General features: G+C 73.7%; 1 protein-coding gene. It reads right to left on the bottom strand.

The window, feature by feature from the left end; translation table 11 throughout:
- A complete protein-coding gene (locus ACFUUZ_RS00730) occupies positions 1-15,303 on the bottom strand; it encodes a type I polyketide synthase (protein WP_378690768.1) in 15,303 nt (5,100 codons plus the stop codon).

Raw genomic sequence — 15,303 nt, 5'->3', positions numbered from 1 at the left:
CTATTCCGCTTCCCGACCGTCCAGCGCGAAATCGCGCTCGATCCTGTTTCGTCGAACCATCTCCAGGAGCCCCGCGGTATCGAGGTCGTCGATCTCGGTGCCCGCCTCGGCGGCGGCGTCGCGCGCCGAATCCAGCACCCGCATGACGAAGGCGACCACGCCGGACTCCCGGAGTTGCTCGTAGCCGACCTGTTCCAGCGCCGATCGGAATGCGCTCTCGTCGACCTCCGCGGCCTCGCTCCGATCACCGCCGAGCAGCGCGTCCAGCAGGTGGTCCGCGATGTCCCGCGCGGTGGGGTAGTCGAAGACCAGGGTGGCCGGGAGGCCGAGCCCGGTCTCGGTATTCAACCGGTTCCGCAGCTCGACCGCGGTGAGCGAGTCCAGCCCGAGTTCGCGGAACGACCGTGCCTCGCCGATCTCCCGGTGGTCCGGGTGGCCGAGCACCGCCGCGACCTGATTCCGGACCAGGTCGAGCAGCAGCGGGGCGCGGTCCGCTTCCGGCAGCGTCGTGAGCCGCTCGACCAATCCCGACCGGGCGGTCGCGGTAGCCGCGCTCGGCTCGTCGTCGGCGCTGAGCAGCGCCGCCACCGCGGGCAGGTCGCGCAGGAACGGGCGGGGCCGGGCGAAGGCGTAGACCGGGTAGAAGCGGGACCAGTTCATCTCCGCCACGGTGACGGTGGTGTCCCCGGCGCCGAGCGCATACTCCAGCGCCCGGATCGCCGATTCCGGTGCCAGCAGCGCCATTCCGCGGTCGCCGAGTCGTTCCTGCTGGCCCTCCCCGCGGTCGACCATGCCGCCGTCGGCCCACGGGCCCCAGGCGATCGCCGTGCTGGGCAGCCCGCTCCGCTCGCGGTACTCGGCGAGCGCGTCGAGGTAGGCGTTGGCCGCCGAGTAGGCACCCTGGCCGCCGCCGCCCCACACCCCCGCCGCGGAGGAGAACAGCACCAGTCGGGGCGAGATCGCGAGCTCGGCGAGCGCACCGTGCAGCACGGCCGCACCGCCCGCCTTGGCCGCGGTGACCGCGGCCAGCCCGGCGCTGTCCAGTTCGTCGAGCCCGGCCATGGTGCCGACGCCCGCGGCGTGCACCACCAGGCTCAGGGGATGCTCCGCCGGGATACCGGCGAGCACTGCGGCCACCGCCTCCGGATCGGTGACATCGCAGCGCAGCAGCTCCGCCTCCGCTCCGGCACCGCGCAATTCGTCGAGCAGGGCTCCGGCGCCCGCCGCGCCGGGGCCGCTGCGGGAGAGCAGCACCAGCCGCCGCGCGCCGCGCGCCGCCGCCCACCGAGCGACGTGCCCGCCGAGGGCGCCGGTACCACCGGTGATCAGCACCGTACCGGTGATTTCGGCCTCCAGGGCGGGGCCGGCGGCCGCGGGCGCCAGCCTGCGCAGGAAGGCGCCCGCCGAGCGGATGGCCACCTGATCCTCCGCGCCCGCACCCGACAGCGCCTCGCACAGTGCCCGCTCCGCGCGGGCGTCCACTACCTCGGGCAGATCGATCAGCCCGCCCCAGCGGTCCGGGTACTCGAGCGCCGCGACCCGGCCCAGCCCCCACACCATCGCCTGGGCCGGGGACTCCACCACCTCGGACGGCCCCACCGCGACCGCGCCGCGGGTCACCGACCACATCGGCGCGGATATCCCGGCGTCGCCGAGCCCCTGGACAAGGGCCAGGGTGCCCGCGGGGCCGCGGGTTCCGGTATCCGGGAGGTCGAGCAGAGACAGGACTCCGGCGATCGTGGGGCCGGCGAGGTCCGCCAACCGGGACGCCCACTGCTCACGCTCCGAGCCGCCGCCCAGCACAACGCTGTTCGCCCCGTTCGCGGTGAGGGCGCGCTCGCACGCGGTTACCAGCGGGTCGGTCGCGGTACCGGCGGCGATCAGCCAGGTGCCGGTGAGCCGCCCGCTGCCGAGCGGCGCGGTCGCGGGCCGCCACTCGACCCGGTAGCGCCAGGAGTCGATGACCGACCGCGCGTGGCGGGCGGCGCGCCAGGCCGAGAGCGCCGCGAGCACCGTTGCCGGATCCGTGTCGGAGGGCAGCGGAGCGAGCTGCTCCACGTCACCGGATTCGACCATGCGCCAGAACTCCGCGTCCACGCTGTCGGTCTCCGCGGGCTCGGCGGCCGGGCCGGCCTCGACCCAGTAGCGACGGCGTTGGAAGGCATAGGTGGGCAGCGGAACCCGGCGCACGGCCGGGCCCGCGGTGACCGCCGCCCAGTCGACGTCGACGCCCGCGGTGAAGACCCGGGCCACCCCGGTCAGCACCGCCGCCGCCTCGCTCCCACCCCGCAGCAGCCCCGCCGCGACGCCCTCGTGCACCAGGCTCGCCAGACCCCCGTCACCCAGCTCGAGGTAGTGCGCGACCCCGCGTCCGGCCAGGTGGGTGAGGGCACCGGCGAACCGGACGCTGTCGCGCACGTGCCGCACCCAGTAGTCGGGGGAGGTGGCCTGCTCGGCCGTCAGCAGTTCCCCGGTGCTGTCGGAGATCACCGGGATCAGCGGGGGATGCAGCTCGACGCCGGCAAGAACGTCGCGGAATTCGTCCAGGACGGGGTCCATGTGGGGCGAGTGGAAAGCGTGCGAGACCGGAAGGCGCTTGGTTCGCCGCCCCGCCGCCAGCCAGTATCCGGCGACCTGGGTGACCGCGTCCTCGTCACCCGAGATCACCACCGCATCGGCGGCATTCACCGCCGCCACCGAGACCGCACCGCTGTCCGGCAGTACCAGCCCGATGGAATCGAGCACTTCCCGTTCTCCGGCCCGGATCGACACCATCGCGCCACCACCGGGCAGCTCCTGCATCAACCGGCCGCGCTCGGCCACCACCCGCGCGGCGTCCGGCAACGACATCACTCCCGCCACATGCGCGGCGGCCAGGCCACCGATCGAATGCCCGAGCACGTAGTCGGGCGTGATCGACCAGGATTCGAGCAACCGGAACAAAGCGACCTCGACCGCGAACAACGCCTGCTGGGTGTACCGCGTCTCGTTCAACAAGACCGGATCGTTGCCGATCACCTCCCGCAACGACCCGTCCAGGTACCCGCACACCTCGTCGAAAGCTGCGGCGAAGACCGGATACGCGGCCGCGAGCTCGCGGCCCATGCCCACCCGCTGCGAACCCTGCCCGCCGAACAGGAAGGCGATACCGGAACCACCGGCGGCGGAGCCGGACACCACACCCGGATGCGACTCCGCCGCGGCCACGGCGGCCAGCCCGGCCAGCAACGTACCGCGATCGTGCCCCACGATCACCGCGCGGTCCTCGAATACCGAGCGGGTGGACGCCAGCGACCAGGCGATGTCCGCGGGCGACGACTCCGGCCTGGCCCGCAGCCACTCCGCCAGCCTGGCGGCCTGCCCGGCGACCGCCTCCGGCCCGCGTGCGGAGACCACCCATGCCGTCGGTGCCTCCGGCACCGTCTCGGCCGCCGGGGGCGCCGGAACCTCGGGTGCCTGCTCCAGGATCACGTGCGCGTTCGTGCCGCTGATCCCGAACGAGGAGACCGCAGCCCGTCGCGGGTGACCGTTGACCGGCCACTCCCGCGCACTCCGCAGCAGCGAGACCGCCCCCGACGACCAATCCACGTGCGGCGTCGGCTCCTCGACGTGCAGAGTCGCGGGCATGACCCCGTGCCGCAGCGCCATCACCATCTTGATCACCCCCGCAACCCCGGCCGCGGCCTGGGTGTGGCCGATATTGGACTTGATCGACCCCAACCACAACGGCTCCGAACGGTCCTGCCCGTAGGTCGCCAACAGCGCCTGCGCCTCGATGGGATCACCCAGCGCGGTCCCGGTACCGTGCGCCTCCACCACATCGATATCGGCGCCGGTGAGCCCACCCGACGCGAGCGCCTGCCGGATCACCCGCTGCTGAGCCGGACCGTTCGGCGCAGTCAAACCATTCGACGCACCATCCTGATTCACCGCGCTCGACCGCAGCACCGCCAGCACCGGATGGCCGTTGGCCCGCGCGTCCGACAGCCGCTCCAACACCAGCACACCCACACCCTCGGCCGGGCCGAAACCGTCCGCGGCGGCATCGAAAGCCTTGCATCGGCCGTCCACAGCCAGCCCCCGCTGACGGCTGAAATCCACGAACGTGCCGGGCGTCGCCATGACCGTCGCCCCGCCCGCCAGGGCCAGCGAGCACTCCCCCGCCCGCAGCGCCTGCCCGGCCCAGTGCAGCGCCACCAGCGACGACGAGCACGCCGTATCGACCGTCACCGCCGGGCCCTCCAGCCCGAGGGCGTAGGAGATGCGGCCGGAGAAGACGCTGGCGGCATTGCCGGTCATGAGATAGCCGCCGGCGTCCTGCAGCACGTGTTGCACGACCGCCGCGTAGTCCTGGCCGTTGGTTCCCGCGAAAACCCCGACATCACCGCCGCGCAACGACTTCGGGTCGATCCCGGCGCTCTCGATCGCCTCCCAGCTGGTCTCCAGCAGCAGCCGCTGCTGGGGGTCCATGGCCAGCGCCTCGCGCGGGGAAATCTCGAAGAAGGACGCGTCGAATTGCCCCGCCTCGTGCAGGAATCCGCCCTCGCGGGTGTACGAGCTGCCCGGCCGGTCGGGATCGGGGTCGTACAGGCCACGCAGATCCCAGCCGCGATCCGTAGGCAGCGTGCTGATGGCGTCCCCGCCGTCGAGTACCAGCCGCCACAGCTGCTCCGGATCGGTGACGCCGCCGGGGAACCGGCAGGCCATACCCACCACGGCCAGCGGCTCGTCGGCGGCGGCAGCGCCCGGGGGGCGCGCGGCGCCGGTGGCCGCGGCCGCGATGCCGAGGAGTTCGAGCACATGCCGGGCGACGGCCTCGATGGTCGGGTAGTCGAAGACGAGCGTGGCGGGCAGGGTCAGGCCGGTCGCGGCGTTCAGCCGGTTCCGCAGCTCCACCGCGGTGACCGAGTCGAACCCCATCTCGGTGAAGGCGCGGCCGAGCACCACGTCGCCCGGGTTCTCGTGCCCCAGTACCGCGGCGACGTGCGCTCGCACCAGCTCGACCACGGTCCGGCGCTGCTCGGCCGCCGCCCGCCCGGCGAGCCGATCGGCCAACGCCGACCTGGCCTCCGGCTCCAGTGCCGCGAGCTCGCCTGCCTGCTCTCGGACGGCAGGGATCTCGTCGAAGAGCGGGTTGCGCCGCTCGGCATTGGTCGCGACCCAGAACTTCTTCCAGGCGATATCGGCCACCAGGACGTCGGTGCCCGCCGTGCCGCGCCAGGCCTCCAGCGCGACGGCCGGGTCGAGCGGCGGCACGCCATGCCGGACGAAGGTGTCGAATGCCGCCGTTCCGCGGGTGGTCTCGCCGGTGTGCCAGGGGCCCCAGGCAATGGTGGTGGCGGCCAGGCCGTGGCCACGGCGGTATGCGGCCAGCGCGTCCACACAGGAATTGGCCAGTGCGTCGGCGCCGCGCCCGGGCGAGCCGAGTACCGCGGCGAGCGAGGAGAACAGCACGAACGAACGCAGCCCGAGCCCGCCGGTGAGTTCGTGCAGGTTCCATGCCCCCTCGACCTTGGCCCGCAGCGAATCCCGCACGCTCTGCGGGGTCAGTGCCTCGACCGGGCCGTCCCCGTGCGCCCCGGCCGCGTGCACGACCGCGGTGAGCGGGCATCCGGCCGGGATGGTGGCGAGCACCCCGGCCAGCGCCGCGCGGTCCGCGATATCGCAGGCGACGACCTCGACCCGGTCGTCCCCGGCGAACGGACCCTTCGGATCGGCGCCGGTGCGGTTCAGCACGAGCACGTGCCGGGCGCCGCGCGCGAGGTGCAGGCGCACGATATGGCTGCCCAGCGCACCGGTGCCGCCGGTGACCAGCACGGTCCCCTCCGGATCGGGCTCCGGCTCGGCCGGCCGCGCCACGGCCGGTGCGGGGAGCAGGCGGCGGCGGAAGACGCCCGCTGAGCGGACGGCCAGCTGGTCCTCCCCGTCGGCGGCGGTGATCAGCAGCGACACCAACCGCCAGGTGCCCTCGTCCACGGTCTCGGGCAGGTCGATCAGCCCGCCCCAGCGGCCGGGGTGCTCCAGCGCGGTCACCCGGCCCAGCCCCCACAGCGCAGCCTGCAGCGGCCTGCGCGGCACGTCGGCCGGCCCGGTCGAGACGGCGCCGCGGGTCAGGAACCACAGCGGTGCCGTGATCCCGGCAGCGCCGAGACCCTGGATCAGGGCGACGGCGGTCGCGGTGGTGGCGAGCGGATCCTCGGAGTCCGCCGTGAGCGCGAGCACGCCGGAGAGCGGCTCCGCCGCGACGGTTTCGAGGCAGGCGCGGTCGGTGCCCGGTGCGGCGGTCACGGTGGTCATGCCGAGCGCTTCGAACGCGGCCGCGCAGCCGGTGGTGTCGCTGCCGTCCGGGGTGAGCAGCAGCCAGGTGCCCGCGGGCCGGGGCGCGTCGGCGACGGTGTGCGGTTTCCAGGTCACGTGGTAGCGCCAGGATTCGGCCCTGGCGCGGGCGTCGCGCCGCTCCCGCCAGGCGGCGAGTTCGGGCAGCACCGATTCCCAGGCTCCGGCGGTGCCCGCGTCGGCGGCGATGGCGCGGCTCAGCTCGTCGGGGTCGCCGCGCTCGACCAGCTGCCAGAACTGCTCGTCGAGCACGTCGCGGCGCGGTTCGGTTCCGGTCTCCAGCCAGTAGCGGCGGTGCCGGAAGGCATAGGTGGGCAGCTCGATTCGGCGCCCGCCGGGGTGCAGCCCGGCCCAGTCGACGGCGATGCCGGTGACGAACAGCTGCGCGGCGGCGGCCAGCAGCTGCCGCTGCTCGGGTTGGTCACGGCGGAGCGAACCCGCCGCGACGCCGGTGTGCTCGCTCGCGTCGAGCGTCTCCTGTACGGCGGCGTTGAGCACCGGGTTCGGCGAGATCTCCAGGAAGCCGGTGATGCCGTCGCCGAGCGCGGCGGTGACCGCGCCGTGGAAGGCGACGGTGGCGCGCAGGTTCTCGTACCAGTAGCGTCCGGTCATGGCGGTGGTGTCGAGCGGGCCTGCGGTCACCGTCGAGTAGACCGGCACCCGGCCGGGCCCGGCGCTGATCCCGGCCAGCGTCCCGGCCAGCTCGTCGCGGAGCACCTCGACGGCGCGCGAGTGCGAGGGGTAGTCGACCGGGAGCCAGCGGATCCGGACCTGCTCACCCAGTAGGCCCGCGATCTGCTCCAGGGCAGCGCGCGGGCCGGAGAGCACCACCGAGGTGGGGCCATTCACCGCCGCGACCGCGACCCGCTCGGTGGCGAGGTCGTCGGCGAACCGTTCCCGGATCTCGGCGACGGGCAGCGCGACCGAGAGCATGGTGCCGGTGCCGCTCAGCGACCGCAGCGCGGCACTGCGCAGCGCCACCACCCTGGCGCCGTCCCCCAGGCTCAACACCCCCGCGACGACAGCGGCCGCGATCTCGCCCTGCGAATGCCCGATCACCGCGGCGGGCTCGACGCCCAGCGACTCCCACACCGCGGCGAGCGACACCATCACGGCCCACAGCACCGGTTGCACGACGTCGACCCGCGCCAGCGCCTCCTCGTCACCGAGGACCTCGCGCAGCGACCAGGAGACGTGCGGGGCGAGCGCCTCGGCGCATTCGTCCATCCGCGCCGCGAAGACCGGCGACGACGCCAGCAGCTCACGGCCCATCCCCACCCACTGGCCGCCCTGGCCCGGGAAGACGAACGCCACAGCGGAACCCGCGGTCGCGGAGCCGGACACCACGGCCGGATGAGGGGCACCGGCGGCCACGGCGTCGAGCCCGGCGAGCAGTTCGGCGCCGTCCGCGCCGATCACCACCGCGCGGTCCTCGAACACAGCGCGGGTCGCCGCCAGCGACCAGCCGATATCGGTGATGCCCCACCGGGTGGCGGTCAGCTCGGGCCGTACACGGAGCCGTTCGGCCAGCCGGGCCGCCTGGGCGGCGACCGCGTCGTGGCCGCGGCCGGAGAGCACCAGGGCCACCGGCTCGGCGGCTCCGGCGTCGTCCGGCCGCTGTTCGGCGGGCACTTCGGCCTGCTCGAGCACGAGGTGCGCATTGGTGCCGCTGATCCCGAAGGAGGAGACGGCGGCGCGGCGCGGCCGATCGCCGACCGGCCACTCCCGTTCGGCGGCGAGTAGCTCGACGGCCCCGGCCGACCAGTCGACGTGCGGCGTCGGCTCGGCCACGTGCAGGGTTCGCGGCATGCGGCCGTGCCGCATGGCCAGCACCATCTTGATCACCCCGGCGACCCCGGCGGCGGCCTGGGTGTGGCCGATATTGGACTTGATCGACCCCAACCACAACGGCTCCGAACGGTCCTGCCCGTAGGTCGCCAACAGCGCCTGCGCCTCGATGGGATCACCCAACGCGGTCCCGGTACCGTGCGCCTCCACCACATCCACCTCGGCGCCGGTGAGCCCACCGGCAGCCAACGCCTGCCGGATCACCCGCTGCTGGGACGGGCCATTGGGCGCGGTCAGCCCATTGGAGGCGCCGTCCTGGTTCACCGCGCTGCCGCGCAGCACCGCCAGCACCGGATGCCCCTTCGCCCGTGCCTCCGAGACACGTTCCAGGACAAGGACACCGACACCCTCGGCCGGACCGAAGCCGTCGGCGGCGGCATCGAAGGCTTTGCACCGCCCGTCGGCGGCGAGCCCCTGCTGCCTGCTGAAATCCACGAAGGTGCCCGGCGTGGTCATCACGGTGACCCCGCCTGCCAGCGCGAGCGCCGACTCTCCCGACCGGATCGCCTGCGCGGCCAGGTGGATCGCCACCAGCGAGGAGGAGCACGCGGTGTCCACCGTCATCGCCGGCCCCTGCAACCCGAGCACATAGGCCAACCGGCCGGAGACCACGCTGGCCGAGCTGCCGATCCCGAGCAGCCCCTCCAGGCCATCGGGCACCGAGCGCAACCGGGCGGCATGGTCGTGGTAGGTGACCCCGGCGAACACTCCGGTATCACTGTCGCGCAACGACTTCGGATCGATCCCGGCGCTCTCCAGCGCCTCCCAGCCGACCTCGAGCATCAACCGCTGCTGCGGATCCATCGCCAGCGCCTCGCGCGGCGAGATCCCGAAGAACCCGGCATCGAAATCACCGGCGTCGTGCAGAAAGCCGCCCTCGCGGGTGTAGGAGGTGCCGACGCTGCCGAGGTCGGGGTCGTAGATGCCGTCGACGTCCCAGCCACGGTCGTCCGGCAGCACGGTGATCGCGTCCCCGCCCTCGGCCACCAGCCCCCACAACTGCTCCGGGGTGGTGACGCCGCCAGGAAACCGGCACGCCATGCCGACCACCGCGACCAGGTCGTCACCGGTCCCGGACGTGGCGGGACCGGCTGCGGCGGCCGCCGTTCCCGGCAGCACGGCGCGCAGCAGGTAGCCGGTGACGGCGTCGGGTGTCGGGTAGTCGAAGACCAGGGTCGACGGCAGCGCGACGCCCGCGCTCCCGGCCAGCCGGTTCCGGAACTCCACCGCGGTCAGCGAGTCGAAGCCCAGGTCACGGAAGGCCCGGTCGGCGCCGATGCCGGTGGTGTCGGTGTAGCCGAGGACGGTGGCGGTGTGGGCGCGGACCAGGTCGAGGACATAGCGGTGGCGGCGGTCGTCGCTCAGCGTCGCCAGCCGGTCGGCCAGGGTGTCGCCCGCGACCCGGTCGCCCGCGGTGCGCCGGGCGGGGGCGCGCACCAGATCCCGCAGCAGCGGGTGGACCGCTCCGGCGCGCAGCGCACGGTGGTCGAGGCCGATCGCCAGCGGGGCGGGGTCGGCCGCGGCCGCCGCGATATCGAAGAGCGCGAGCCCCCTTGCGGTGGAGAGGGCGCGGACGCCGCTGCGGGTCATCCGGGCGTGGTCGGTCTCGGTCAGCGCGCCGGTCATCGCACTGGCCTGCTCCCACAGCCCCCAGCCGATCGAGACGGCCGGGAGGCCCTGCGCGCGGCGCGCGGTGGCGAGCGCGTCCAGGTAGGCATTGGCGGCCGCGTAATTGGCCTGCCCGGCATTGCCGAAGGTCGATGCGGCGGAGGAGAAGAGCACGAATCCGGAGAGCGGGAGCAGGCGGGTCAGCTCGTGCAGGTGCCGGGCGGAATCGGCCTTGGCGGCCAGCACGGCGTCGATCCGCTGCGGGGTCAGCGACTCGACCACGCCGTCATCCAGGACTCCGGCCGCGTGCACGACCGCCGTCAGCTCCGGGATCCCCGCCAGCAGCGCGGCGACGGCATCCCGGTCGGTCAGATCGCAGGCCACCGCCTCGGCCCGCGCACCGGCTCCCGTCAGCTCGGCCACCAGCTCCGCGGCGCCCGGCGCCTCGGCACCGCGGCGGCTGGTCAGCACCACGCGTTGCGCGCCCGCCGCCACCAGGTGCCGTGCCAGCGCAGTGCCCAGTACACCGGTGCCGCCGGTGACGAGCACCGTGCCCGCCCGATCCCACGGCTGCGGGATCGTCAGCACGACCTTGCCGATGTGCCCGGCCTGCTGCACGAATCGCAGCGCCCCGACCGCTTCGCGCGCGTCCCAGCAGGTCACCGGCAGCGGCGACAGCGCGCCGGTGCCGAAGAGCTCACCCAGTTCGCGCAGCATCTGCTGGATGCGGTCCAGCCCGGCCTCGGCGAGGTCGTACTGCCGGTACCGCACCCCCGTCCACCGCTCGGCGACCTCGTCCGGGTCGCGGACATCGAGTTTGCCCATGTCGATCAGGCGACCACCGGGGCCGAGCATCGAGAGCGACTCGTCCAGGAGTTCCCCGGTCAGCGAGTTCAGCACCACGTCGACGCCGCCGAGCCGGTCGGCGAAGCCCGGCTCCCGCGAGGATGCGAGGTGCTGGTCCGGGATCCCGGCCGCCCGCAGCACCGGCCACTTGCCGTGGCTCGCGGTCGCGCGGACATCGAGGCCCCAGTGCCGCGCCAGTTGCAGCGCCGCCATTCCCACTCCACCGGCGGCGGCGTGCACCAGCAGCTTCTCGCCCGCGGTAACGCCGGCCAGATCCCGCAAGCCGTACCAGGCGGTGAGGAACACCACCGGCACCGATGCCGCCTGCGCGAACGTCCACCCGGCGGGTATGGGGGTCACCATGCGCCGATCCACGATCACACTGGGTGCGAACCCGCCGACGAACAGCCCCATCACCCGATCGCCCACCGCGACCCCGGTGACCTCGGGGCCGACCTCGGTCACCACACCGGCGCCCTCGCTGCCTAGCCCGGCATCGCCGGGGTACACGCCGAGCCCGATGAGCACGTCCCGGAAGTTCACCCCCGACGCCAGCACCCGGATCCGGAGCTGCCCCGGCGCGAGCGGCACCGGCGGCGCGACGGTCACGGCCACGCTCTCCAGCGATCCGTCCGTGCCGCCGCTGATCCGCCAGTCCGCGCCGTCGAACACCCCCGCGCCGGGCAGCGCGAGCCGCGGCTCGGCGCCACGCACCACGCGCGGTCGCCACACCACCGCAGCGCGCAGCGCGACCTGCGGTTCGCCCGAGGCAGCCGCGGCGAGCAGGGCCGGGCCGTCGCCCGGGGCGTCGGTATCGACGAGCACCACGCGGTCCGGGTTCTCGGTCTGTACCGAGCGCACGAAGCCCCAGACCGCGGCCCGCACCGGATCGACCGGATCGCCGCGCCGCACCGCCACCGCGGCCGTGGTCAGCACCACCAGGGACGGTCCGGCCCGCAACCCTTCCTGCATCTGCTCGAGCACCCAGCGCACGAGGTCGGTGGCGCCGGTCTCCGCGGGCACCGCGGTGAGATCGAGGATGCGCAGGTCCGGCGAGTCGGCGGCGGGTGCGGCGGGTACCTCGGAAGCACCGTTGCCCGGCTGCCGGACTTCGTACGAAACCGGTTCGCCCGCTGCCATCTCGGCAGTGAGCGGGGTCCAGTCGAGAACGTGCAGATCGCGCGGAAGGGCCCGGGCGGCCTGGTTCCGCGCGGCGGGCCGGAAGGTCAGCCCCTCGATGGCGACGACCGGCGCACCGGTCGGATCGGCGGCGGTCAGCGTCACCGTGTCGCCGCCGGTTCCGGTGCGGCGCAGCCGCACCCGGAGTGCGCGGGCGTCGGTGGCGTACAGCTCGATGCCGGTCCACACGAAGGGCAGCAGCCCCGGCGCACCGGCCCCGGTGAATCCGGCGGCGTGCAGCGCGGCGTCCAGGACGGCCGGGTGGATGCCGAACCCGGTACCGGCGTCGGGCAGCTCGATCTCCGCGTAGGTCTCGTCCCCGGCCTGCCAGACGGCGCGCAGGCCGCGGAAGGCGGGGCCGTAGTCGAGCCCGGCGGCGGCGAGGTCGTCGTACAGCCCCTCGACCGGCACCGGCGCCGCGCCGGGCGCCGGCCACGCCAGGTCCGGCGGGGGCGGCACGGTGCCACCGGGGGTCAGGGTTCCGGTGGCATGCCGGACCCAGGGCCGTTCCGCGGCATCGTCCTCGCCGGGGCGCGAGTAGATGTCGAAGGTCCTGGCCTCGGTGGTGGCGACGACCAGCTGGAGTTCGGTGGCCTCGCTCAGCACCAGCGGGGTGTGGATGATCAGCTCCTCGACCCTGCCGTACCCGATCCGGTCCGCTGCGTACAGCGCCAGTTCCACGAAGGCGGTGCCGGGGAGCAGCGGCGCGCCCATGACCCGGTGATCGGCGGCCCACGGGTGGGTGCCGTGCGCGAGGCGGCCGGTGAGGACGACGGTGCCCGCCTCGGCGACCTCCACCACCGCGTCGAGCAGGGGGTGCGGTGATCCGCCGGGGGCGGAGGTGCCTGCATCCAGCCAGAAGCGCTGGTGCTGGAAAGCATAGGTGGGCAGCGCGATCCGGCGTCCACCGAAGTCCCAGTGGATCGGGGTGCCGGTGACGAACAGCTCCGCCGCCGAGAGCAGGAACTGGCGCTGCTCGGGCTGGTCGCGGCGCAGGGTGCCCACGGTGACGGTGCCCGGGAGTACCGGGTGCGGGGAAACCTCCACCAGCTTGGTGAGACCGTCTGCTCGCGCTGCCGTGACCGCGCCGTGCAGATCGACGGTGCTGCGCAGGTTCTCGTACCAGTAGGCGGCATCCATCGTCGCGGTGTCGAGGATGCTCGCGGTGACCGTGGAGTACAGCGGAACCCGGCTCGGGCCGGGACGTACGCTCGCCAGCGTTCGCGCGAGTTCCTCGCGCAGGACCGCTACAGCGGGTGAATGTGAAGCGTAATCGACCGGAAGCCAGCGGGTTCGCACGCTCGGATCCAGCTCGGCGGCGAACTCCTGCAGGGCCTCCGTGGTGCCGGACAGGACCACCGAGTCGGGGCCGTTCACGGCGGCGATCGAGATCCCGGGGCGCTCCTCCACCGGGGCGGCGACCGACAGCATGGTCCCGCTGCCACTGAGCCGGCGCAGCGCTGCGCTCCGCAGCGCCACCACCAGGGCACCGTCCTCGAGGCTCAGCGCACCGGCGACCACAGCGGCGGCGATCTCGCCCTGCGAGTGACCGATCACCGCAGCCGGTTCGACGCCCCGCGCTTCCCAGACCGCCGCGAGCGCGACCATGACCGCCCACAGCACCGGCTGCACGACCTCCACCCGCGCCAGCGCATCCTCATCGGAGAGAACGTCCCGCAGCGACCACGACACGTGCGGGGCGAGAGCCTCGGCGCATTCGTCCATCCGCGCCGCGAAAACCGGCGAGGACGCCAGCAGCTCGCGACCCATCCCGGTCCACTGACCACCCTGGCCGGGGAACACGAACACCACACCCGAACCGGGACCGGCCGCGCCGGTGACGACACCGGGGTGCGGGAGATCGGCGGCCGCGGCATCCAAGCCGGAGAGCAATTCCTCGCGGTCCGCACCGACCACGACCACGCGGTCCTCGAGCACCGACCGCGTCGCCACCAGCGACCCCGCGACATCCACCGGTGCCAGCTCCGTGCGCTCGCGCACCCATTCGGCCAACCGGCCCGCCTGCGCCGCCACAGCGTCCCGGCCCCGGCCCGACACAACCCACGCCACCGGACCACCGGCTGCGACCGGCCCGACCTCGTCGACCTCCGGCGCCTGCTCCAGAATCACGTGCGCGTTCGTGCCACTGATCCCGAACGACGACACCGCCGCCCGCCGCGGATGCCCCGTTCTCGGCCACTCCCGAGCAGCGGTCAGCAACTCCACCGCCCCGGCCGCCCAATCCACCTGGGGCGTCGGCTCGTCCACGTGCAGCGTCGCAGGCATCACCCCGTGCCGCAGCGCCTGCACCATCTTGATCACCCCGGCGACACCCGCGGCGGCCTGCGTGTGCCCGATGTTCGACTTGATCGACCCCAACCCGAGCGGGAACTCGCGGTCACGACCATAGGTGGCCAGCAGGGCCTGGGCCTCGATGGGATCACCGAGCGAGGTCCCGGTGCCGTGCGCCTCCACCAGATCCACATCGGCGGCGCTGAGCCCGGCGGCGGCCAGCGCCTGCCGGATCACCCGCTGCTGCGCCGGGCCGTTGGGCGCGGTCAACCCGCTGGAGGCGCCGTCCTGGTTGACGGCGCTCCCGCGCAGCAGGGCCAGGACGCGATGCCCCTTGGCCTTCGCGTCCGAGAGCCGTTCCAGCACCACGACTCCGACGCCCTCGCCCCAGCCGGTGCCGTCGGCGGCGCCGGCGAAGGACTTGCACCGTCCGTCGGCGGCCAGCCCGCGCTGGCGGCTGAAATCGACGAATGTCGCCGGAGTCGCCATGACCGTCACCCCACCGGCCAGCGCCAGCGAGCACTCGCCACGGCGCAGCGCCTGCGCGGCCAAGTGCAACGCCACCAGCGACGACGAGCAGGCGGTGTCCAGGGTGACCGCAGGCCCCTCCAGGCCGAGCGTGTAGGCGAGCCGGCCGGAGAGCACGCTCGCGGCATTGCCGGTGCCGAGGAAGCCTTCGACACCCTCGGGCACCGAGTGCAGCCGGGACGAATAATCGTGGTACATGATCCCGGCGAAGACGCCGGTATCGCTGCCCTGCAGCGATTTCGGCGCGATACCGCCGCTCTCGATCGCCTCCCACCCGGTCTCCAGCAGCAACCGCTGCTGCGGGTCCATGGCCAGTGCCTCGCGCGGTGAGATGTTGAACAGCGCCGGATCGAAAAGGGCGGCTTCGTGCAGGAATCCGCCTTCTCGGGTGTAGGAGGTGCCCGGGTGTTCGGGGTCCGGGTCGTAGAGCGCGTCCAGCGGCCAGCCGCGGTCGGCCGGGAAGGCGCCGATCCCGTCGCCGCCCTCGGCGACCAGCCGCCACAGCTCGTCCGGCGTGCGGACGCCGCCGGGGTAGCGGCAGGCCATGCCGACCACGGCCAGCGGCTCCTGCGCCGCCGCGACCACGTCGTCGAGCCGCTTGCGGGTGTCCATCAGCTCGGCGGTGACTTCCTTGAGGAAGCGGCGAAGTTTGTCCTCGGTATTCAT

The organism is Nocardia sp. NPDC057353 (assembly GCF_042667085.1).
In the GTDB taxonomy this organism is placed as follows: domain Bacteria; phylum Actinomycetota; class Actinomycetes; order Mycobacteriales; family Mycobacteriaceae; genus Nocardia.
The sequence above is the reverse complement of the archived record's forward strand: the minus strand, read 5'-3'. Positions and strand labels throughout refer to the sequence as shown.